Origin of the sequence: Geobacillus sp. CX412, assembly GCF_027942335.1 — a bacterium.
Classification (GTDB): domain Bacteria; phylum Bacillota; class Bacilli; order Bacillales; family Anoxybacillaceae; genus Parageobacillus_B; species Parageobacillus_B toebii.
Window position 1 is genome coordinate 1,454,573 of the sequence record NZ_CP103461.1, and the last position, 22,641, is coordinate 1,477,213.

23 protein-coding genes and 5 pseudogenes are annotated in these 22,641 nt (G+C 41.7%); 18 read left to right on the forward strand and 10 right to left on the reverse strand.

Annotated elements, in window-relative coordinates; translation table 11 throughout:
* Positions 1-606: 606 nt before the first annotated feature.
* The 13 genes and pseudogenes from NXM86_RS07740 to NXM86_RS07800 form a co-directional block, all read left to right on the forward strand.
* Positions 607-955 (forward strand): annotated as a pseudogene (locus NXM86_RS07740) (IS256 family transposase); the annotation flags it as partial.
* A 220-nt stretch (positions 956-1,175) separates the two neighbouring features.
* The gene (gene deoD, locus NXM86_RS07745) at positions 1,176-1,883 is read left to right on the forward strand and encodes a purine-nucleoside phosphorylase (RefSeq protein ID WP_015864038.1); all 708 of its coding nucleotides are present in this window, start codon (positions 1,176-1,178) and stop codon (positions 1,881-1,883) included.
* A gap of 164 nt (positions 1,884-2,047) precedes the next feature.
* Positions 2,048-2,892 (forward strand): annotated as a pseudogene (locus NXM86_RS07750) (M15 family metallopeptidase).
* Positions 2,893-3,166: 274 nt separating this feature from the next.
* On the forward strand, positions 3,167-3,289 hold the full coding sequence (locus NXM86_RS07755) for a hypothetical protein (RefSeq protein ID WP_498958855.1): 123 nt from the start codon (positions 3,167-3,169) through the stop codon (positions 3,287-3,289).
* A pseudogene (locus tag NXM86_RS07760) lies at positions 3,241-3,630 on the forward strand (transposase); the annotation flags it as partial. The gene NXM86_RS07755 and the pseudogene NXM86_RS07760, both read left to right, overlap by 49 nt.
* Before the next feature lie 390 nt (positions 3,631-4,020).
* Entirely contained in the window at positions 4,021-4,608 is a 588-nt protein-coding gene (locus tag NXM86_RS07765; RefSeq protein ID WP_081189966.1) for a hypothetical protein, read from the forward strand.
* Between the two features lie 148 nt (positions 4,609-4,756).
* Positions 4,757-5,053: a hypothetical protein gene (locus NXM86_RS07770; protein ID WP_081189965.1), complete on the forward strand. Its 297-nt coding sequence runs from the start codon at positions 4,757-4,759 to the stop codon at positions 5,051-5,053.
* A 439-nt stretch (positions 5,054-5,492) separates the two neighbouring features.
* Positions 5,493-5,603 (forward strand): annotated as a pseudogene (locus NXM86_RS07775) (D-alanyl-D-alanine carboxypeptidase family protein); the annotation flags it as partial.
* A gap of 206 nt (positions 5,604-5,809) precedes the next feature.
* The gene (locus NXM86_RS07780) at positions 5,810-6,688 is read left to right on the forward strand and encodes a cation diffusion facilitator family transporter (protein ID WP_498958858.1); all 879 of its coding nucleotides are present in this window, start codon (positions 5,810-5,812) and stop codon (positions 6,686-6,688) included.
* Positions 6,689-6,840: 152 nt separating this feature from the next.
* Entirely contained in the window at positions 6,841-6,975 is a 135-nt protein-coding gene (gene yjcZ, locus NXM86_RS07785; protein ID WP_121910054.1) for a sporulation protein YjcZ, read from the forward strand.
* Positions 6,976-7,077: 102 nt separating this feature from the next.
* Positions 7,078-8,010: an EamA family transporter RarD gene (rarD, locus tag NXM86_RS07790; RefSeq protein ID WP_015864034.1), complete on the forward strand. Its 933-nt coding sequence runs from the start codon at positions 7,078-7,080 to the stop codon at positions 8,008-8,010.
* A 130-nt stretch (positions 8,011-8,140) separates the two neighbouring features.
* The gene (locus tag NXM86_RS07795) at positions 8,141-8,239 is read left to right on the forward strand and encodes a YjcZ family sporulation protein (protein ID WP_073967981.1); all 99 of its coding nucleotides are present in this window, start codon (positions 8,141-8,143) and stop codon (positions 8,237-8,239) included.
* A 137-nt stretch (positions 8,240-8,376) separates the two neighbouring features.
* Positions 8,377-8,433 (forward strand): YjcZ family sporulation protein, encoded by a 57-nt coding sequence (locus NXM86_RS07800; RefSeq protein WP_223812241.1) that lies wholly within the window; start codon positions 8,377-8,379, stop codon positions 8,431-8,433.
* Between the two features lie 293 nt (positions 8,434-8,726).
* On the opposite strand, the gene NXM86_RS07805 is transcribed toward NXM86_RS07800, so the two are convergent.
* The 5 genes from NXM86_RS07805 to NXM86_RS07825 all read right to left on the reverse strand — a co-directional run bounded on the left by NXM86_RS07805 (position 8,727) and on the right by NXM86_RS07825 (position 14,967).
* Complete coding sequence (locus NXM86_RS07805) at positions 8,727-10,094, reverse strand: MATE family efflux transporter (RefSeq protein WP_171699259.1); 1,368 nt, start codon at positions 10,092-10,094, stop codon at positions 8,727-8,729.
* 195 nt (positions 10,095-10,289) lie between these two features.
* The gene (locus NXM86_RS07810) at positions 10,290-11,540 is read right to left on the reverse strand and encodes a two-component system sensor histidine kinase NtrB (protein ID WP_375216813.1); all 1,251 of its coding nucleotides are present in this window, start codon (positions 11,538-11,540) and stop codon (positions 10,290-10,292) included.
* A gap of 61 nt (positions 11,541-11,601) precedes the next feature.
* Entirely contained in the window at positions 11,602-12,369 is a 768-nt protein-coding gene (locus NXM86_RS07815) for a TatD family hydrolase (RefSeq protein WP_062754759.1), read from the reverse strand.
* Entirely contained in the window at positions 12,362-13,546 is a 1,185-nt protein-coding gene (locus NXM86_RS07820) for an alanyl-tRNA editing protein (RefSeq protein ID WP_375216812.1), read from the reverse strand. The genes NXM86_RS07815 and NXM86_RS07820 overlap by 8 nt, the downstream gene beginning before the upstream one ends.
* Positions 13,547-13,803: 257 nt before the next feature.
* Positions 13,804-14,967 carry an MFS transporter gene (locus NXM86_RS07825; RefSeq protein WP_081189611.1) on the reverse strand — a complete coding sequence of 388 codons (1,164 nt, stop codon included), beginning with the start codon at positions 14,965-14,967 and terminating at the stop codon, positions 13,804-13,806.
* Between the two features lie 356 nt (positions 14,968-15,323).
* On the opposite strand from NXM86_RS07825, the gene ilvA reads away from it, so the two are divergent.
* Entirely contained in the window at positions 15,324-16,532 is a 1,209-nt protein-coding gene (gene ilvA / locus NXM86_RS07830) for a threonine ammonia-lyase (protein WP_015864028.1), read from the forward strand.
* Positions 16,533-16,572: 40 nt separating this feature from the next.
* Here ilvA and NXM86_RS07835 read toward each other — a convergent pair whose 3' ends face one another.
* Positions 16,573-16,752: a DUF6154 family protein gene (locus NXM86_RS07835; RefSeq protein WP_233252984.1), complete on the reverse strand. Its 180-nt coding sequence runs from the start codon at positions 16,750-16,752 to the stop codon at positions 16,573-16,575.
* A 129-nt stretch (positions 16,753-16,881) separates the two neighbouring features.
* Here NXM86_RS07835 and NXM86_RS07840 point away from each other — a divergent pair, with 129 nt between their 5' ends.
* Entirely contained in the window at positions 16,882-17,964 is a 1,083-nt protein-coding gene (locus NXM86_RS07840; protein WP_015863580.1) for an RNA-guided endonuclease InsQ/TnpB family protein, read from the forward strand.
* 41 nt (positions 17,965-18,005) lie between these two features.
* Here the strand turns inward: NXM86_RS07840 and NXM86_RS07845 are convergent.
* Positions 18,006-18,074: pseudogene (locus tag NXM86_RS07845) on the reverse strand (DUF6154 family protein); the annotation flags it as partial.
* 247 nt (positions 18,075-18,321) lie between these two features.
* Between NXM86_RS07845 and NXM86_RS07850 the strand changes: the two are divergent.
* Positions 18,322-19,689: an ISLre2 family transposase gene (locus tag NXM86_RS07850; RefSeq protein ID WP_190305579.1), complete on the forward strand. Its 1,368-nt coding sequence runs from the start codon at positions 18,322-18,324 to the stop codon at positions 19,687-19,689.
* Between the two features lie 221 nt (positions 19,690-19,910).
* Positions 19,911-20,708 (forward strand): GNAT family N-acetyltransferase, encoded by a 798-nt coding sequence (locus NXM86_RS07855; RefSeq protein ID WP_015864026.1) that lies wholly within the window; start codon positions 19,911-19,913, stop codon positions 20,706-20,708.
* Positions 20,709-20,753: 45 nt separating this feature from the next.
* Here NXM86_RS07855 and NXM86_RS07860 read toward each other — a convergent pair whose 3' ends face one another.
* The 3 genes from NXM86_RS07860 to NXM86_RS07870 all read right to left on the reverse strand — a co-directional run bounded on the left by NXM86_RS07860 (position 20,754) and on the right by NXM86_RS07870 (position 21,798).
* Positions 20,754-20,888 carry a hypothetical protein gene (locus tag NXM86_RS07860; protein WP_015864025.1) on the reverse strand — a complete coding sequence of 45 codons (135 nt, stop codon included), beginning with the start codon at positions 20,886-20,888 and terminating at the stop codon, positions 20,754-20,756.
* Positions 20,889-20,893: 5 nt separating this feature from the next.
* Positions 20,894-21,142, reverse strand: a complete 249-nt coding sequence (locus NXM86_RS07865; RefSeq protein WP_015864024.1) for a hypothetical protein — start codon at positions 21,140-21,142, stop codon at positions 20,894-20,896.
* Between the two features lie 197 nt (positions 21,143-21,339).
* Positions 21,340-21,798 carry a flavodoxin family protein gene (locus tag NXM86_RS07870; RefSeq protein WP_498959008.1) on the reverse strand — a complete coding sequence of 153 codons (459 nt, stop codon included), beginning with the start codon at positions 21,796-21,798 and terminating at the stop codon, positions 21,340-21,342.
* Between the two features lie 158 nt (positions 21,799-21,956).
* Between NXM86_RS07870 and NXM86_RS07875 the strand changes: the two genes are divergently transcribed.
* On the forward strand, positions 21,957-22,601 hold the full coding sequence (locus NXM86_RS07875) for a TetR/AcrR family transcriptional regulator (RefSeq protein WP_015864022.1): 645 nt from the start codon (positions 21,957-21,959) through the stop codon (positions 22,599-22,601).
* Positions 22,602-22,641: the final 40 nt, after the last annotated feature.

Below are 22,641 nucleotides of genomic sequence, written 5' to 3' on the forward strand. Positions count from 1 at the left end.
TGCGAAGAAGTAAAAGAAAAAGGAAAAGAGAGGGCGATCATGCGGTCGCACTGCCAGGGCAGAGCGAACACCAAATGGATTGGCAATGGATTAACAAGCCAAAGTGTTGGGTACAAATTGACGACTGTTTTTTGGAGAAACAAAAGAAGGAAAATGGGTCGCCGCATGCGCATGAGTACGGATTATTTTTCGCTACCCAAAGGAAAAGAAGCGATTACGGATCCCAATATGGCCGTGGCATTTTCGGTATGTCGGCAAAAAAGCAGCAAAAGTGATGTTTGAAAGACAAATTACGTTAGAAGAGTATTTTAAATCGTAAAGGAAAATGAAAGGAGAAACGCAAAAAGGCGAGATAAAAACCCAAAAGACCAAATTTACGCCTTCTTTCATTTTGTAAAACATAAAAGAAGGCGTATTTTTTTTTGGCTAAAACAAAACGAAAAAATGTCCCCGCAATCATTCTGATAAACCTTTTACCATTGACGAGGCCCGAAATTCGTGATGATGTATAAAATTTTGTGTAAAGCATTTTCTAGAACAAAAGAAAAAAGGTAGGGTATTCTCTGATTTGGACCAAAAAACTTAGAGAAAGGAGTAAACCCACCTATGTCTAAAAGAAGTATACCCAATGTCGACTGGGCAAATCAACTGGAAAATGTCATTCGTCAGTTGAAAGGAAAAATTAGAAATGATCATGCGGGAAGAAATCAAGAAAATTTTCCTCGAAATAGAACCAGCCGGAAACCCAATAGGGGAAAAAGGTACTTCAACGAATCAAACGCTAAAGGCCGGGTGGAAGGTTTTTGGTCCCCAAACCAAAAGGGGAATTTCAAACCAGCTTTTTCCCCCCCAAAACACACGGGGGCTGGAGGAAGCCCCAAAACAAATTTATCAAATGCAAAAACGGTGAAATTGGCAAGTTATCGAACGAATTCTAGGAAAAGCTTATTTCCCAATCCCCCACTGCTTGTTCCAATTTCTTTTCATCCGTGTGATGCCTCCTTTCGAAAATTGAGACGAATGTATACAGCAAAAGTGCCATGAATGTTGCCAAGGGTATACTCAGTATGCCCGTAGCGATTATTTTTTACACATCACACTGATTGTGTGATATGATAAAAAGGGCATAAAACGTGGTGCCAAAGAAGATAGGATGAATAAAGGAGGTATACCGCTTGAGCATTCATATCGAAGCAAAACAAGGAGAAATTGCCGATAAAATTTTGCTGCCGGGTGATCCGCTTCGCGCCCAATATATCGCGGAAACGTTTTTAGAAGGAGCGACATGTTACAACCGCGTGCGCGGCATGCTTGGCTTTACTGGTACATATAAAGGCCATCGCATTTCCGTGCAAGGAACGGGAATGGGAGTTCCTTCGATTTCTATTTATGTCAATGAGTTAATCCAAAGCTATGGTGTACAAACATTAATTCGCGTTGGAACATGTGGAGCAATTCAAAAAGATGTGAACGTTCGTGATGTCATTTTAGCGATGAGCGCATCAACGGATTCGAATATGAACCGTTTGACTTTCCGCGGGCGGGATTATGCACCGACAGCGCATTTTGATTTGTTGCGGACTGCTTATGAAGTCGGTGTCGAAAAAGGGTTGAAGTTAAAAGTTGGCAACGTCTTTACCGCTGATATGTTTTACAATGACCAACCGGACTGGGAAACATGGGCGCGTTACGGCGTTTTGGCTGTCGAAATGGAAACGGCGGCGCTATATACGTTAGCGGCAAAATTTGGTCGAAAAGCGCTTTCTGTACTAACGGTAAGTGACCATATTTTAACAGGAGAAGAAACAACAGCCCAAGAACGGCAAACCACGTTTAACGAGATGATTGAAGTGGCGCTAGAAACGGCGATCCGTGTTGGATAATAGATGTTTAAGTTCAACGCGCGGCTATCGTATTTCATTGTCATTCGCATTTAATTATAGCCGCTTCTAACAGTCATTGCGATGAAGTGGTGCCAAATATAGCGAAACGGGATATGCTAGAACGTGGGCTTTCTGTCGTGTATAGATTCGGAAAAGGTGAAATAATGAAACAGCTGTTTCGATGGATGATTTTTGTATTGCTTTTTTTATTTAGCGGATGCAGTCAATGGAATGATTTTCCAGAGGAACATGAAAAAGCATCAGATAAAACGAATAAACATATAATCACTCATCATGAAAAGAAAGAAAATGAAACGCCAAAAAAACCGGATGATTCTAAAGATCGTGAAGCGATAGATCCGGATCTATTGTTAGAACCGGAATATTGGAATATTGTTGAAGTGCAAAACGGCCAGAAAGTGATTATGAACCCAAGTAATATATTAGCGCTTGTGAATAAAGAACAATCGCTGCCAGCTGCATATAAGCCGAACGATTTAGTTGCACCGCGCGTTCCGTTTTCGTTTGCCGAAAAAAATGTGGACAAGCGGTATATGCGCGCCGAGGCAGCGAAAGCGCTCGAAGCGTTATTTGCTGCCGCTCGTAAAGAAGGAATCCAGCTTGTAGCCGTGTCTGGCTATCGTTCATATGAGCGCCAAAAAATGATATTTGCGGAAGAAGTAAAAGAAAAAGGAAAGAGAGGGCGATTCATGCGGTCGCACTGCCAGGGCAGAGCGAACACCAAACTGGATTGGCAATGGATATAACAAGCCAAAGTGTTGGGTACAAATTGACGACTGCTTTTGGAGAAACAAAAGAAGGAAAATGGGTCGCCCTGCATGCGCATGAGTACGGATTTATTATTCGCTACCCAAAAGGAAAAGAAGCGATTACGGGATACCAATATGAGCCGTGGCATCTTCGGTATGTCGGCAAAAAAGCAGCAAAAGTGATGTTTGAAAGACAAATTACGTTAGAAGAGTATTTTAAAATCGTAAGGAAAATGTAAGGAGAAAACGCAAAAAGGCGAGATATAACCAAGACCAAATTTACGCCTTCTTTCATGTTGTAAAACATGAAAGAAGGCGTATTTTATTTTGGCTAAAACAAAAACGAAAAAATGTACCCGCAATCATTCTGATAAACCTTTCACCATTGACGATGCCTGAAATTTCGTGATGATGTATAAAATTTTGTGTAAAGCATTTTGCTAGAACAAAAGAAAAAAGGTAGGGTATTCTCTGATTTGGACCAAAAATCTTAGAGAAAGGAGTACCCTACCTATGTCTAAAAGAAGTATACCGAATGTCGACTGGGCAAATCAACTGGAAAATGTCATTCGTCAGTTTGTAAAGGCCGTGTTCGGAAAAAAGACCAATTCGAAGTGGCAGAGGACCTCAAGCTGATTTATCGCGCGCCGAATAAGGAGATGGCGTTACAAATGTTTCAACAGTTTGAGTCGAAATGGTCCAGCAAATATCCGAGAGAAGTTCAATCTTGGGCCAATGAGTTGGATGTCCTCCTTACATTTATGGATGATCCAAGCAGTATTCGAAGTGTGATTTACACGACCAATGCCATCGAACGAACGATCAAGGAGATTCGGAAACGCCTAAAACCGATGAACAGTTTGAATAGTTTAGAAGCCGCTGAAAAAATCGTGTATTTGACCATTCAAGATTTTAATGAGAAATGGGCAGGGCGAAAGTTGCGAGGATTTGCCGAAGCACAGGAAGCCCTCGAGTGAATGTTTGAAGAACGTTATCATTAACCAAATACTGTAAATAAACAAAATAGGGGGATTCTCCCTTTCCACACAGGAGACCGAATATTCAGTCTCCTGTGTGGAGAAAATCAGTCCCCTATCAATTCAAATCCATTTCAGAGAAACCCTACCCCATTTACATTAAACAAAATTCTTGACGGTACCTTCCTTCCCTTTACTGTATATTCCAATTTTATCTCTTTTTATAATTTTATGAAAAAACAACCAAATATAATGTATAGTATTAAATATAAGACATTGATATCAAAGTGCTAAAAATTGTTTAACTGTACTTGATGTTACAGAGTAGATGGGCATTTTTATTTTCATTACTTTTACTTGTCAGTATAATGGATGGAAGGGGGTGCTAAAATGAAAAACATATGGAAAAAATGGTGGTTTTGGGCCATCCTTGTGGTTTTATTTATTATCGGAAGTGTGACTGGGAACAGCGACGATGAACAGAAAGCACAACCGATATCAAAACCAAAAGCTACGCAGGAAGAGAAGAAAGAGGGGGATACACAAGAAAAGCAGCAGGGAACAACTGATAAGCAGCAACAAACTAAAAAGGATATAGAACAGCAGATAAGCAACGAAACCTTTTTGACAAAAGACGAATTTAATAAACGGTTTAAGCTCGATCCTAACGAAAAACAGTATGAGAATGGAAAGTTTCAGTTGAAAGATGGTTCGACCATAAACGCGGATTACTTAACATATGGAGAATCCGAATTGTTTACATATGCTACAGCTACCTTTTATCAGGGGAATTTGGTTCATCTTCAAGTTGAAACCGACAAATCACTCGAAGAAATACTTAAAGGACTGGGAATAACGACTACAAAAGACACCAAAGTGGAAACCCAGAATTGGGGAGATACATTTGTACATGACATTACGCTTGATAAGACATTCGATGACTCTAATATTGCTGTTTTCCCAAACGAACAGGATTAATTTAAAGATTAGACCGTTTATCAGAAGCAGAAAGAAGTATCAAATTTAATATTGGGTGCGTTAATTCAAAAAGCGATTCATCCTTTTTATTGAGCTAAAGGGCATCAATAGTTGAATAAAGAATATTACGATAGTAAGGGGGGATAATATGAGCAAAAGTGACTTTAAAGCATTTCTGGGTGGAAAGGTAGATACTTTTTCTCGAGGCACTTTTCAGCAACTCACTTTTCTAATTATCTTTTCTCCCCTTTTCACAAGCATGTTTAAGGAAAAAGTTTTGCTTTATGCCATCTTTGTTTTATTAATTACAATCAGTAATTTGGGTGTTGAGTATTTTGCTATAACAAAAAAAGGTTCTAGTCCTAAAAATTATATAGGATTGTTTTTGTTAATTAGTCTCCCTATCAATATTATAATTTTGTTGATTTTTTATATCATGCCTTAATAAGTATTTTCAAAGTAATGACCCTATAATTTATCATTTTATAAAAAAACGCCTAGCAGAATGAAGTAATCCAAAAGAAAATACCTCCTGAATCGAATGTATAATTAAGATTATTCAAGTTCATTTCGAGTGCCCGCAGAGACTCCATGTCAAGCGACAAGAGGTATGAAATTTTATACAGATAATTGTATATGCTTATTTGCCATTTAATACATTTTTTAATTGCCAAAAACACAATAAAGTTCAAGTAAATGTTGACGATTATCACATGAGTGAAATCATGTGAATGAAGCAGATGAAGAATGAAACTGCGCTTGAAAGAGTGCGGTTTTTAAAAGATATTCTTGATAAAACCAAAACTTAGATGATAGAATGAAGAAAAGATAACATGAAAGAAGGCTATTTTTCAATAATTTTATATGGTTATATCTTCTTACGTTACCAATATGAGCCTTGGCATCTTCGGTATGTCGGCAAAAAAGCAGCAAAAGTGATGTTTGAAAGACAAATTACGTTAGAAGAGTATTTTCAAATCGTAAGGAAAATGTAAGGAGAAAACGGCCTGCAACCATCGGCAGGCCGTTTTTTTATTTTCTGTTGCATCATACGCAGTAGTGGTTTGCCTTTACTCAAAAAAGTTACCCGAGTAAGAAAAAGTTTGTCCACATCTATACTCCTTCCAAAAGCCAACTTTGTTGCTATAGACTTACATGTTTTTATATTGGTACACTTATAAATGCAGAAAGGACAGCTAGGTTGGTGAAATGTGTGGAAACAAAAGGAAAAGCAGAATTAGGGGCTTGGGTCAGTATCGTTAGCTACATAATATTAGCGATAAGCAAACTCATCGTCGGTTCTATTGCTCATTCTGACGGCGTCAAAGCGGACGGATGGAATAATTTTAGCGATATTCTTGCTTCTGTCGCGATTTTAATTGGGATTAAAATTGCCAAAAAACCGCGTGACCGCAACCATCCGTATGGACATTCACGCGCGGAAAATATCTCATCCTTAATTGCTGCGTTCATGATGATGTCCATCGGCATCGATGTGATCATTGAAGGAATTTCTTCCGTTTTTCAATCCGAAAAAGAAAGTGCTCCTGAGCCTTTCGCCGCATTTGTCGCTGTTGCATCTGCTCTTGTAATGATAGCCGTATATTATTTTAATGCACAGTTAGCGAAACGAACGAATAGTCAAGCGCTTGCTGCGGCCGCAAAAGACCATCTGTCCGATGCGCTTGTAAGCATTGGAACGGTCGTTGGAATTATTGGAGCGCAAGTTCGTCTATTGTGGCTTGATCCGCTTGTGGCTGCACTGATTGGAGGAATGATTTGTAAAACCGCTTGGGAAGTATTTATGGAAACGTCCCATACGTTAACCGATGGGTTTGACGAACATATGTTGACGACATACAAACAAGAAATCGCAGCCATTGATGGGGTAAAGAACGTTGCCGATATAAAAGCAAGAATGTTGGGCAGTTATGTCGTCCTTGATGTAACAATACATGTTGATCCAAATTTAACGGTGGTAAAAAGCCACGAAATTGCTGATGAAGTGGAACGCCTGATGAAAAAACTCCATAATATTGAAGCGACGCATGTCCATATCGAACCGGAAAGAACTCCTTAATCTGGGCATTTGCCCGGACGTTATGATGGGCGGATGCATATAATGACGGTGAATCGTCAAAGAAGGCGCCCGCTATAAGCGGTGTTTACTCTTAAATGATGGTTGTTTGTACTTGCCTTGGCCGTTATTTAACGAAAAAGGAGGAGATTATGATGTGGTATTATGATGGATATGCGCCGCATTACTATGGTTACGGTTATGGAGGCCGCTTTGGTTACAGCTTTTCATTTACTTTAATAGTTGTCTTATTTATTTTGCTGATTATTGTGTTAGCGGCAGTAAGATAAAGACGCCTGTTTACGGCAGGCGTTTTTTATTGGAAAAAAACAGAAAACGAATTATAATAAATCAGTAAAATGAAAGCAATAAAATAAAAAGGGGATAGAGCATTGAGTCAAGCAAATGAAGAGAAAATCGGAATATGGTATACGGCGTTTTCTTATTTGTTGTGGGGAATTTTACCGCTCTATTGGAAGCTTTTGGAGTCTCGTCCTGCGATGGAAATTTTAGCACACCGCATTATTTGGTCGTTTTTCTTTATGGTTGTGCTGCTTATTGTAACGAGGCAAATAGCATCGTGGCGAAAACAGGTTTCGATGATGATGAAAAAGCCAAAATTAGCAGGAGGAATAATCGCAGCGGCTATACTAATCAGCGTGAATTGGTTTGTATACATATGGGCGGTTACCCATGGGCATGTGGTGGAAACAAGCTTAGGTTATTATATTAATCCACTCGTCAGCGTTGTATTAGGAGTGGTGGTGTTAAAAGAACGGCTTAATTTATGGCAATGGATTTCCTTTATTCTTGCGAGTATCGGAGTTTGTGTGATGACTTTTCAATACGGTACATTTCCATGGATTGCGTTAACGCTTGCTTTTTCTTTCGGGATTTATGGGCTGGTGAAAAAACTGGCAAGCGTTGATTCCGCGATTGGTTTAACAGTGGAAACGATGGTCGTCACACCGATTTCTTTCATCTATTTGTTTATTTTATATGATCATTCTTCACTGTTATCAACGCTCACTATTTGGCAATTGTTATTATTGATTGGTGCTGGTCCGGCAACTGCGGTTCCGCTCTTATATTTTGCAAAAGGAGCAAGACGGATTTCGCTTACCATGCTCGGATTTCTTCAATATATCGCTCCGACGTTAACGTTATTGTCTGGCATATTTTTGTTTCACGAAGCGTTTACGAAAGCGCACGTATATACGTTTAGCTGTATTTGGGCGGCGCTTGTCATTTTTTCTTTTTCTAAAACAAAATGGATGCAAGGATGGCATGATAAAATTATTAATCGTAACTCATTTGGCATATAGAAAACGGATCGATGATATCGGTCCGTTTTTTATTTTGCATTGTGTTGAACACCCATTTTTATAAAAATATCTAACCATTTGCCATCCAAATGAATAGTCTACTAGTACAAAAGTGAAGGAGGTGCTCATGATGGGTGCAGGTTACGGTGGAGGATTTGCGTTAATCGTTGTCTTGTTCATCTTGTTGATTATTGTTGGATGCGCATGTATTGGTGGTTGGGGGTACTAACCGCTCGTTAAATTTAACATAAGGAGGTGCATACTATGTCATTTGGTTATGGTTTTGGCGGCTGGGGCGGCTGCGGCTGCGGCTTCGGCCATGGCTATGGCTTTGGCTATGGCGGGTTTGGTCAAGGCCGTAGTTTCGTGCTAATCGTCGTCTTGTTCATCTTGCTTATTATTGTCGGATCAGCATGGTTCTAATTGCCGGCTAGATAACACATGACAATCGGGAAGAAGCCGATCAACGGCTTCTTCCTCATTTTATTTTTACGAAAGACTTTTCGAGATCACCAATATAACGTTAGTGGTCGAGAATTACGCCGTCTGCGATGATTATTGTAAATAAGAAGAACGTGAACTAGAAAAAGCGAAAATATTGAAATAAGCATAAATGAAAAAGAGGCTTCCGCACAGCCTCTTTTTCATATGAACAAATCCGTTTCATTCTCTCTTCACCTTTCACAAATATAATAATGGAGAATGCCGGCTTTTTTTCATCCGTTTTCATTATGATGAACATGCTTGTAGCGGCGCTGGACATAGAGAAGGCGGAAAAAGAGGAATATCGCCCCAGAAGCTAATCCCGCAATCAGCCCAATCCAATATCCAAACGCTCCGAAAGAAGTGAAATTGGCAAGCGTATAACCGAATGGCAGCCCAATGCACCAATACGAAACGAAAGCGGCCCAAAATGTGGCGTTGACATCTTTATATCCTCTAAGCGCGCCTTGAATCGGAGCAGCTACGGCATCCGAAAATTGAAAGAAAATCGCATATAGTAAAAATTGCTCCGTCAAAAATAGCACATCTTGTTCGTTCGTATAAATTTTGGCAATATCCCCGCGGAAAAAATAAAGCAAAAGCGAAGTAACAACCGCTGTTGACACTGCCATTCCAATGCCGATAAAGCTATATTGTTTCGCATCTTGATAACGATTCGCTCCAACTTCAAAACCAACGGCGATCGTCAATGCTGTAGAGATGCTTAATGGGATCATATAAAGAAACGACGCGAAATTCATTGCGCTTTGATGAGCGGCGATCGTCGTTGTATGAAACTCGCTCATCAACAATGTGACAGCGGCGAAAATGCTCGTTTCAAAAAAAATCGCAAAACCGATCGGAAGCCCGATTTTTAATAGTTTTTTCCACGTAGCAAAAGAAATACGATAAAAACGCTCGAATAGGTTAAAGCGATCAAATCGCTGAAATCGGCGGACGATGATGACCGCTATAAAAAACGAATACCAATATGTGATCGTCGTTGCATAACCAGAGCCGACACCGCCGAGCTTCGGAAAGCCAAATTTTCCATAAATGAGTAAGTAGTTAAACAAAATGTTAATGGGAAGTGCCGTTAATGTGATAAACATCGTAATTTTCGTCTGGCCAAGCGCATCAATAAAACAGCGCAGGACGTAATAAAGAAATAACGGGATTATGCCAAATGAAAGGGCGATTAAATAATCATAAGCAACTTGTTGTACTTCTGCTTCTAAATTCATGTGATTCAAAATCGGATTTAAGGCGGCGGCACCGCCAGCGATGATGGCTAGGGAGATCACAATCGCTAAATACATCGTTTGGATCACCACATGAGGAATTTGCTCGTACCGCTTTGCTCCGAAATGTTGAGCGACAATTGGCGTCAGAGCGAGTAAAATGCCGCTCATTCCTGTAAAAATCGGAACCCACAAACTTGATCCAATCGCGACTCCTGCTAAATCACTTGAACTGGCATGTCCTGACATCGTAACGTCAGCAAAGTTCATCGCATATTGACCAACTTGAGTAATAAAAACGGGTAGAAAAATATGAAGCAGCTGTATGATTTTCTCTTTGTGTGTCATCGTTTGCTGCATCAAAACCGCCTCTTTTCCAATAAAGTTGCACTATCCATATAGATTACGAAAAAAATCGGAAAGAAACAATCATTTTGTTTTTAATAACGATTATATTATTTAGTCACACATTGTTCTAAATGCAAAATCGGAATGATCGCAATAAAAGATATACAGGAAAGAAGCTGTCCTAGCTGATAAGGACAGCTTCTAGTTTCAGCAGTTTTCCAATGGCAGTTCGATAAGAAAACAAGCCCCATTATCTCCGCTTTCGACTTTCATCGTTCCTTTATGCAGTTCGATGATTTTGCGCGATAGCGGCAGCCCAAGTCCAGTCCCAGTTTCTTTCGTAGAGAAAAATGGATCAAAAATATGGCCAATAATCGTTGGGGGAATCCCAGGCCCATCGTCGCAAAATCGAATTTGGACAATATTGTTGTATAATTTCGTCGAAATAGTGACATGCATTGTCTTTTTCACTTTTGCCTCGACCGCATTGCGAAATAAATTTAAAAACACTTGTAATAACTGGCTTTTATCCACTTTTATCACACAATTGTCGAGGCGTTCGTCTAAATCAAAATGAATATTTACATTATGTAACAAAGCTTCGCTCTGTAACAACATCCCTAAATCTTCTTGAATAAAACGATGAATAATCATTTTTTCCATTTTAATATTCGCTGGTTTGGCGATACTTAAAAAGTCGGTAATGATGCTGTTGGCGCGGTCAAGTTCAGGAATGAGAAGACGATCAATAAGAGAAACAATTTGATCTGGAAGTTCGCCTTTTAAAAATTGTAAATATCCACGAACAGTAGTAAGCGGATTGCGAATTTCATGGGCAATTCCCGCAGCGATACGACCAGCCACCGCCAGTTTTTCCGTTTCTTTCATCATGGTTAATGATTGAAATGTGCTAATCACTCGTTTGATGGAACCATCATTGTTATAAAGGAAACGTGTATTAATAATTCCATAAAAACGGTCGAATACTTCGCGATTATAAATCGGCTCCTTTTTTTTAATGGATTGCAGCGTTACGATGAGTTCATCGGGCAACTGCAATAGTTCACGAATATGCTTTCCGATGATGGAATCACGATCTACTCCGGTATCAATTGCCGTTTGCAAGTTGCAAAGTGTAATGATGCCGTTTCCATCAACAAATACGATATGATGGGGAACAAGGTCGAAAATCGGTGTTAAAAACTTTTCAACCTTCTCAAATAGAACGTCATGATTTAGATCAATATCCAATTGTAGATCAGTGTCTTTTTTGGAAGAAGCGGGAATGGACTGAATCGTTGGTGAAATGTTTCCACGCTTCTTTTCTAATTTCATTCCTTCTTTATAATCCGTGTAGGTGAATGAAAAGGGAATTTGTTTTATTAAATTTTGATAAAACCGCGTTTCTTGTTCCAATTGTTTTACACGTTGTTTTAACTTTTCATAAGATAAGTCCATACTTCCAGTACCCCTTGAGAAAACGTTCATTAGTTATTGTACAAAAAGGTGTTCGTTTTGACTAGCAGTGATGTAATGAGCCGTATAGCCTCTTTGTATTTGCGGTGATTGTGTTTGCTGTCGCTTTGATGTCTTGATGATAAAAGGAAGCGACCGCCTTAAGCGAATGATGTAACAGCAATGGAGATGTGGGAACATCGGCAAATGGCCCGTCAAATGGCCATGGTCCGTCCGTCTCTAAAAGCAATTGTTTGATTGGCACACGGGACAAAAGTTTTTGGTCCCGCGTGCGATAACAAACTTCAGGAGTGATTGAAATAAAGTAGCCGCATGCTACAATTCTCTCAATGATCGCCGGCTCCGCTTTCAACCAGTGAAAGTGAGCCTTTTTTATCTTATTTTTCTGCAATATATGTAAAGCAGTTGAAGCTTTGTCGTAAACAGCGTGTATTGCTAGCGGTAATGAGGCCGCAGCAGCAGTACGAACGATTTGTTCAAAGAAATCGCGATAATCAGAAAATCGTAAAACAGCTTCAGCAGAATAATAAGGAAGACCGACTTCTCCAATAGCAGAAAGATGTGGGCGTTCGATCTGAAGAAGACGAAGCCACTCTTCCCATTCTAATGATGATGGAAGAGGCTGTTCGGGATGAAACCCAATCGCCGCATAAATGAAATCAGGAAATTTTTGTTTTAGTTCGAGCGTCCGATAGCTGGAACGAAGATCGGTCGAAACGGCCACTACCGCGGCAATTCCTGCTTCTTGCCATTTTTTTATCTCTTCTTCGATATCGCTATATTGATCTAAATGAAGGTGGGCATCAATCACTAGCAATCACCTTTGTTATTTCCGTTTCTAATAAGCGAATAAATGTGTGCATGTCATGGAGCGAAGAAAATGTTGCTTGTGCTTGACGATCACTTCCTCCTCCTTTTCCATTCACTGTTTCTAGCTTTTGCTTCAACCATTGGCCGACGTGCAACGAAAGGGAAGGAGCTTTGACGATGACGATGCGATGCTCCAACAAAGTCGCTAAAACGGCCGTTTTATGGTAACGATTTGCAATTTTGTTGGCAATTGCTTGCAAATCTTTTAACGTATATTGCTCATAGATGCGAATGATCACCTTTTCTGCTTGCTGTGCCGCTTTCTCTGCTTCGATATCGTACATCACTTCTTTACATTGTTGCAACTGTTTTTGTAGTTCTTTCTTTTCGGCCTCCCATTTTGCAAGCACGTCTAACAGCATATCCCGGTTTGTTCCAAATTGTTGGGAAACGGTAGTAAGAATACGATGGGAAATGCGATAATCGCCAAGAGCGCGTTTGCCGCAAACAAATGACAGGCGCGTCATTCCGCGATGACGTTCTGTTTTCAGCAGCTTAATGATCCCGATTTCTCCTGTACGTGACACATGAGTTCCGCAACAGGCTGAGACATCGACTCCTTTGATTTCGACGACGCGAATATTCCCTTCGATATCGGGAAACTTCCGAAACGGAATTGTGTGTGCTTCTTCTTTTGTCACATAGTATGTTTCTACAGGAATATTGGCGTAAATAAGTTCGTTGGCGCGATTTTCAATGGCGGTGAGCGCTTGCTCGGATAAAGAAGGAATGTTTAAATCAATCGTTACTACATCAGTGCCCATATGAAAACCGACCGTATGGGCGTCAAAAAGCTCTATGCAAACAGCGGATAATAAATGTTGCCCGCTATGTTGTTGGGTATGGTCGAGACGGCGAGCCGCATCGATTTGGCAATGAACGGTGGATGTTTTAGGCAAGGAAGGGAGACGATGATACACTTCCTCGTTTTCTTCAAATACTTCTAATACACGCATTCCTTCAATCGTTCCGCAATCGGAAGGCTGTCCGCCGCCTTCTGGATAAAATGCCGTTTCTGCTAATGTGACAATATATGTATCTCCATCTTCACGAGCACTTGTGATTGTCGTTGTCCATTCGCTTGTCGCTGGAGAAGTGTAATATAATTTCACGGTCATCGTTCTTCGTCCTTTCCAAGATTGTCTGCTTTTATCTTACCAATTTTTATCGTGGCTGCCTACTTTTATATAGTTTTTACTATGCATAAAATGTTTTCCTGAAAGAGATGAAAAAATATTTCACAATCGAAATAGTGGGATAAAATTTCATGAACAAACAAGGGGATGGGCTGTTGATTATTTAGATAAAGAAACAATCATTTATGTTATTAAACTATGTTCTAAATAACCAATATGAAAAAGAGGGAGCTTCCCTCTTAAGACGAAACTTGCTGTAACTGTTTTGCAAAAACATGATAAAGGATCAACGCGAAACAGGATAATACAATACCTGCTAAGTATGGAAGTTCGATCATTGTTGTAAACATCTGTCCGGCAATTGGAGGTCCGATGATGCGCCCAAGGGAGTCAAACGAAGAAAGCAATCCGGTAGCACGCCCTTGGCCGCTTGATATATGTTTAGTGACTAGCGAGGATACACAAGGGCGGATGACGCCGTTTCCGATGCCAAAAATCGATAAAAATATAGCGGCGGTCAGGAAGTTGTGAACGAATAAAATGAGGGCAAATCCAACGGCTGATACAACGATTCCGCCTTGAATGACGCGGCCTTCACCAAATTTTTGAATTAGTTTTCCAATGAGCCCTCCTTGGACAATCGCACTTGCAAGCCCCATAATCATAAAAATATAGCCTAATTGCGAGGAATATAATTCTGCGCGTTTTGCTGCGTAGTAAGCGAATGTTGCTTCTAGCCCAGCCAATGAAAAAGTAATAAGCCATTGAAGAAGGTACAGAAATAAAAGCGGCCCTTTTAGTATGTACCATATCGGTTCTTTTGTTTTTAAAGTTGCCGGTTGTTTTTCTTTTGTCAATGATTCTTTCAAAAAAAGAAGCACGAGACATGCGGTAACAGCGGATAGTGTTCCTGAGATAAAGAAAGGAATATGCAAATTTATTTTCGAAAAAATGCCGCCAATCGCAGGACCAAAAATAAATCCAAGACCGGTAGCGGCGCCGATAGCCCCCATTGCTTTTCCACGTTCTTGCGGTGTCGTGACGTCAGCAACGTAAGCCATTGCGGTAGGAATCGTAGCTGCTGATAGCATCCCGCCGATAATACGGGCGATAAATAACATCGTAAGTGTTTTTGACACGGCAAACAAAAAGAACGAGAGCGACAATCCGGCGATGCCGATGAATAAAATTGGTTTTCGTCCGTAACGGTCGGACATTTGGCCCCAAAATGGAGCGAATAATAGTTGCATCAAAGAGTACGTTGCCATTAGCAGTCCTAATTGCGTAGGAGTGGCACCCACTTCTTCTGCTAAAAAGGGAAGAACCGGGATGATAATGCCAAAACCAGACATCACCAAAAACATAACGGCAAATAAAAGAGGAAGAAAATTAGCCTTTTTCATATTGTTACCTCCGATCGTTCATACTTCTTTATCATAATGAAGTTTATGGGAATTTGCAAAACATTCTAGGAGGAAACGCACGAGAAACATCCTAACATTGCATCATATTATTGGAGAGATAGGATTTGCCTCGATTAGGAACGCATTGGGCAGATTTTTAATTTCTGTATTGGGGTGATGGATGGAGTCAGTATATTCGGCTTGCTTGCGTCATGATTAGGATTTCCTTTCTTTTTATAGCACATTTAAAAAAAGATGAAAAGTTATATTGGGGTATAGTTTGTAGACAAACTACTGTTTTATGTATAATTATCAGGGGCAACTTTGAAATGAATGATAGCTAGGTGATGAAAACGATGTTAACATTGAACGATGTTTTAGAGGCAAGGGAAAAAATGAAAGGGATTGTTCATCAAACTCCGCTTGAGCATTCCCAAACATTTACCAATCTTTCTGGCAATGAAGTATACATGAAGCTCGAAAATTTGCAAAAGACGGGATCGTTTAAAGTGCGGGGATCATTTAATAAAATTATGTCGTTAAGCGAAGAGGAACGAAAGCGCGGGGTGATTGCCGCTTCAGCTGGAAACCATGCTCAAGGGGTCGCCTACTCCAGCGGCATGATCGGTATTCCATGTACGATCGTCATGCCCAAAGGAGCGCCGTTAAGCAAAGTGGAAGCAACGAAAGGTTATGGAGCGGAAGTTATTTTACATGGCGATGTATTTGACGAATCGCTTGAGTATGCGTTCGAATTGCAGCGGCAGCGAGGAGCAACGTTTGTTCATCCGTTTGATGATTTAGCGGTCATGGCAGGCCAGGGAACGATTGGCTTAGAAATTATCGAACAGCTCCCGGATGTCGATGTTGTCCTATGTCCGGTTGGGGGCGGCGGACTTCTTGCCGGCTTGGCATTTACATTAAAACAGTTGAAACCATCGATTCAAGTATATGGAGTCGAATCGTCTGCTTGTCCTGGAATGACGGCGGCGCTCCGTCATAAAAAGCCAATAACCATTACTTCTTCTGATACGATTGCCGATGGCATCGCGGTGAAAAAACCAGGAAATATTACGTATCAATATATTGAAAAATATGTCGACGGCGTCGTCTGTGTCGAGGAAGCGGAAATTTCTCGAACGATGCTATATTTATTGGAACGTAACAAGCTGCTGGTCGAAGGTTCTGCGGCGTGTCCGCTTGCGGCGCTATTGTATCAAAAATTTCCATTTACTAGAAAAAAAGTTGTCACCATATTAAGTGGGGGCAATGTCGATGTCACCCTCATTTCACGAATCATTGAACGCGGGCTCGTCGAATCTGGACGGTTTGTGACATTTACGACTGTTATCTCCGATAAGCCTGGCCAGCTCAATAAACTGTTGCGAATTATCGCCGAATTGGAAGCAAACGTTATGTCGATTCACCATCAGCGCATCGGAGCAAAAGTGTTGCCGGGTCAAGCAGAAATTCATTTCTCTCTTGAAACAAAAAATCAAGATCATATCCAGCAAATTCATCAAGTATTATTGAAAGAAGGATATGACGTCGAGTTTCTCCAATAACATCAAGGGATGGCGCAGGCACGCCATCCCATCTTGCTTTTTAATGAACGTTTGGCATATCTCGCAGTTTTGTTTGTCCGATTCCATCGTGTGCCATTTTCGCTTTTAGGCTTTCAAGAATGTAAAGCCCCACCATCCCCATTAATTCCTCATCGGTCATTTCTTGAATGAGCTGCAGCAAATCATTGCGGTCGAGCTCTTCCAAAATCGACATCGTCATCACGAGAACATCCGCCGGAAGCCCACTGCTTTAGCTGTGGGAGGAAGGCGGGGTTTATATTTTCAGTATATATTGAATTTTTTCGTTCAATATAAGTACACTGGATTTAGAAAGGTAGGTGAATCAAGAATGCTCTGCACTCTCAAGATTAAATTAATGCCAACTCTTGAACAGTTTCATGCGCTGCTGGAAACAATGAAACGGTTTAACCAAGCATGCAACTATATTAGCGAGATTGCTTTTCGCTCCAGAACCTTTTCCAAAACGAAAATCCAGCGGCTTTGCTACTATGACGTCAGGGAAAAATTTGGCCTCTCTGCCCAAATGACCGTTCGTGCCATCGGCAAAGTGTCGGAAAGCTATCGTTTGGATAAAAAAACCTTGCATAACTTTAAAGAAACCGGTGCCATCGTGTATGATGAAAGAATCCTGTCCTTTAAAGGGTTAGAGTATGCTTCCATCCTTACCTTGCAAGGAAGAATGGAAATCCCTATGGTCATTAGCCGCTACCATCAAGGTTTGCTGTGCGGCAACCGTGTTCGGGGTCAAGCCGATTTAGTCCTTCAAAACGGTATTTTTTATTTACTGCTCGTGGTGGACGTTCCCGAAGGCCAGCCCAATTCCGAAAACGGATTTATCGGTGTGGACCTTGGCATCATTAATATCGCCGTTGATAGCACCGGTGAGGTATTTTCCGGCTCGAAGGTCAACGGGCTGCGCCGCCGCCATGCGAAACTTCGCGCCAAACTCCAAAAGAAAGGCACCAAGTCAGCGAAACGCCTGCTTAAAAAGCGTTCCAAGAAGGAAAAACTATTTGCCCGTGATGTGAACCACTGCATTAGCAAGAAGATTGTTGAAAAGGCAAAGGCACTCGGATGCGGCATTGCCCTTGAAGATTTAAAGGGCATCCGCCAACGCACCGAGAAAACGGTTAAAAAGCAACAGCGTCGTCAACACTCTTCTTGGTCTTTTTATCAGTTGAGAAAGTTTATTGAGTATAAAGCGGCGATCGCTGGCGTGCCGGTGGTATTGGTTCATCCAAAAAATACTTCCCGCACCTGTCCGGTTTGCGGACATGTGGCCAAAGAAAACAGACCGTCAAGGGATCAGTTTTGTTGTCGAGCTTGTGGGTACGCTGCCCCTGCCGACAACGTGGCTGCGGAAAACATCCGCAGGGCTGCTGTCAACCAGCCGAACGCGGCAGCCAATTAGGCTAGCTGCAAGCCCACGGCTTTAGCCGTTGGGTAGTTGACTTCCGCATCTTCTTCATCGCCTGTGAGTCGGTTTTTATAGTATTCATATAGCTCATCAACAAATTTCATTCGTTTTTCCTCCATCTGTTTCGTTTATCATCAGTTTGCATAAAATTATGTAGTGTGAGTAAAATGTTTGTGGGAAAAATTCTTAGAAGTTCCCCGATGAGGGGGTTGGGAACGTAGGTTCGCAATCCCCCCTCATCGGGGCCACCAAGCGAAGCGCGGTAGGATCCCAAGCAGGAAACATGAAAAAAGGACTCTCTCCCTGGTAAGATGTTCATTGACCACACTACAAACAGGAGGAGAGAGTCCTATGAATATTCAACAACATCTTACCACAAATTCGTTGACATGGAAAGAGATCGAACTTGCTTTGTTTCGAGCCTTGCAAAACGCCTTCGCCGAGCTGTTTACGGCTCTGTTGGAGGACATCGACCGGCAATTGGCAGAGAATCGAGATAAGCGCCGATACCACTTGAAAGACAAACGACGCACCACGATTCAAACCCTGTTTGGCGAAGTCACCTTTGAGCGAAACTACTATTTAGACCGAGAACAAAACCGTTACACATTTTTGCTGGATTCCTTTCTCGCGTTTGATGGATCGCAGTCAATCAGCCCTTGTCTAGAAGAAACAGCGGTGGGATTGGCGGTGGAGTGCTCTTCCTATCGCAAAGCGGCTCGTACGCTTGCCCAGATGGTCGGGTATCCGGTGATGAGCCATGAGGCGATCCGCCAGTTGGTGCTCGAGGCCGAAGTTCCGCTGCACTGCCCGGTGGACCAGCGATATGGACGGGTGCTGTTGGTGGAGGCCGATGGACTGTTTGTTTCCCGCCAAGGGAAGGGAAAACGGGCCAAGGAAGACAAAATCCTGACCGTTCACGAAGGATGGAAGCGCAACGGCTCCCGGATCGAATTCGTGAATCAGCGCCATTACGTCCATGAGGGCAAGGGGGAGGTGTGGGAAGGCTTCGAGGAATTTTTGATAAATGAATATGCCTATGATCCTTGCCGGGATCTTCTTGTCATCAACGGGGACGGCGCTCCATGGATTACCGCGTGCCGGGAGTATTTCAAGGGACGGGTCTGCTTTCAATTGGATCGATTCCACGTGGCGCGTGAATTGCGCCAATGCCTCTCGGGCCATCCACGGTGGCAGGCGATTCGGCAAAAGCTGGTGAAGCAGGATGAAGAGGGGTTGCTTGTGGAACTGAACAGCGCCCTCGGTACGCTGGGGGACGAAGCGAAAGAACAACAGCTGGCTGCCTTGATCCACCGGATCGAATCGATGCCGGGATGCATCCGTGATTACCGGGAATGGCTGAAGGAGCAAGGAGTGGACACAACGGGCATGTATCCGATGGGGAGGGCTGAAAGCGTGATGAGCCAGTTGGCGTATCGGGTGAAATACCGCCGCAGTTGGACAGACAAGGGACTCAGGGCGTTTTTCAAGGCAATGATTGCCCGGATGGATGGGATTCGTCTTTTCGGACGTCGTTTCGGAGAAGAATCGTCGCATCCGGCGGAGGAAACGGCATCCACTAAACAGACGGTCGTGAACAAGGCGAAACAACGCGTCCGCCGTCTTCTTCCGGAGGTAACGCGGAATAACGTGCCATATTTACAGCAATCGTCCGGGACACCGATCTATCATGCCCTGTCTGAACTCAAAGGATGGTAAAAAAGGTATACATATCGATCTGTCATGGCAAGGGATGAGAGTTCGAAAGCGCTTACGGATAAAATTCAAAAAAATGGTTCGCCAATCTATGACTTACACCTGTTTTCAGCGAACCAAAAAAGTTCCCACAAAATCTTGACTGACTCAATTATGTATATGATGATTGACTAATTTTGGTTCAGTATAGTATGATAGTAAAAATTTAAAAAAGGGGGAGAGAGATGATTCGGCGTCTAACAAAGCATGACCATGACCAGCTTTTTTCGTTTCTGCAAAAAGAACCATCATTTAATTTATTTATTATCGGTGACATCGAATCGTTTGGATATGATGCCGACTTTCAAGAAATTTGGGGAGAATTGGACGAAACAGGCAATCTAAAAGCAGTGCTGCTTCGGTATTATAATTCTTTTATTCCGTATGCGCAAGGAGATTTTGACGTCGAAGTGTTTGCCACGCTGATTCAGCAAACGAATGTTTTTCCTTTCATACTTTCCGGCAAGTCGTCCATCGTGGAGCGGTTTGAACAATGGCTGACGTTGGGAAATAAGCGTGTCATGTATTTTTGTGAATGCGATACGGATGAATACGCAAACGAATACGCGAACCAAATGGATTACTCTATAGAAATTAAAAAGGCCACGCTGGAGGACGTAGATCGCATTATCGAGCTGCGGCAACGCATCGCTGAATTCGCCACTGCCCCAAGAACGAGAGAAAGCCTTGCAAAAAGTTTAGAGACAAAGACAGGAAGAACGTATTACATTGAGCAAGATGGTAATATGGTCGCTTCTGCGTCCACGACGGCAGAAAATTCGCTATCCGCGATGATTGTCGGCGTCTGTACCGATGAGGCGCATCGACAAAAAGGGTATGCGAGCGCCATCATGACAAAGTTGATTCAAGATTTGATTTCGGAAGGGAAAACATTATGTTTGTTTTATGATAATCCGCAAGCAGGCAGCATTTATAAACGCCTTGGTTTTCGCGATATCGGTACATGGACGATGTATCTCTAGAAAAGGCGGGTTTACTTGACTAAGAAGTAGACCCACCTTTCATGGTTATTGCCCGTCCGCTCCGTTTGGCGTAACCCGGCGAATATGCTGGTCGCCTTTTTCTCTCATCGCCTTTGCCTCGTCGTTAACAAGCTGTTTTTGGTCGACCAACGATGATGGAGTTTGTTTTTTGTTTGCCATATTGATCACCTCATTTGTGATGATTTTGCTCGTTGAATAAACATTTCGGCATCCTCAATTAATCCACATGCGCCGCATTGCACGCGATAGCTTGGGCCGCGGTAAGGAAGATGGAACGGTTCTAACGCATCGTTTGTATATTCTTGTTCAATTTCACCGGTTTGCGGATTCAGTTTTACCGCTTTGGGCTGCTGCTCGATTAAATGAAAGCGCGTTCGGTTCGTTTTACAGTTTGGACATAGCATCGGTTCCAAATGAAACCACCTCCCACCCTTATTTTCTTGAAAAGACGCCGTGATTATGTATGAAATGGTGAAAAAATATTCCATATGCCATGGAGGAATCACATACAAATATAGCGCGCATAGTAGTGGATAAAATAGCTGGGTTTTATTGGAGAGCACAACATAGCGCAATGCCTTTTTGGGAAGTAAAGAAAAATTCCCCAGCACTAAAGCTGGAGAATTTTATAACGAACAAAAAATGTATTCCAATATTTTGCTTGACCGATTGCTCGTTCGTCGCGAAGCACATCGCCAGGGGCGTTTCCTTCTCCAATCACAAAGGCTTTTTTCTTTTTCATTTCCTCTTTAAAAGAAAAACGCGTATCTCGCAAACTTTGTGACCAGCGATCGATAAATTGCTTCATATGCCCGCTCATTCCATACCAATAGATTGGCGTCGCAAATATAAGCACGTCATGCTGGAGAACGAGTTCAATGATTTGATCATAATCGTCGGCAACTGTCGTAAATCCTTCTGGATCATGGCGTTTGTCGACAATCGGCTGAATCAAAAAGTCTCTTATATTGATACGGGTGGAGGAGACTCCTTCCAAAATAACGTCTGTCAGCTGTTCGGTATTTCCGTTTTCTCTTGAACTGCCATTTAACACTAAAATTTTTGCCATCGTATCCATCCTTTCTTTTCCAATCATATGATGATGATAAACGATAGTTGACATTTCCAGCAACCATTCCGTATTTTATAATTAAATGAAATTAATAGGTAAAAAATATTTTATTTTTTCAGAAAATAGTGGTAATATAAAAGCAAAGGAGACTTTCCATGGCAGAAAAAACATTAAGAGATCGAATTATCGATACTGCTCTTCATCTATTTGAAAAATACGGCTATCATGGTGTGACGGTTGATCGGATTGTGACGGAAAGCAACACGTCTAAAGGTGGTTTTTATCATAACTTCAAGTCAAAAGACGAGCTTCTTTATCACATTCATGACGTATTTATTACCTATGTGTTGAATAAAGCGCAAGAAGCGTACGAAAACTACACCACTTCGACAGAACGCTTATATGCAATTATTCAGTCATTTGTAAAAGTGTTTCATTTATATAAGCCACATATTACTGTTTTTTACCAAGAAAGCACGTATTTAAAACCGGAATATTCCGAGAAAATCAACCGAAAACGCGATGAGTTTAAGGAAGTGATTTTCCGCGTTATCCGCGAAGGAATAGAGGCTGGGGAGTTTCGTTCCGAGTTATCGGTAGAGATTACGGGAATGTCCATTATCGGCATGGTGAACTGGACATACAAATGGTATAACCCAGACGGTCCGATGACCATCGAACAAATCGCAAACTACTTTGCTGATTTTATCTTGCATTCCATTTTGACGGAAGAAGCAAAGCGGCGCCCACAAATATCGAACTTTTTCATCAAGCCGTTTTCCGGTTCATTTTCAAAATAAAATTTTTTAAAAAATGAGAAAAGGGTAAACATTCTTTCGT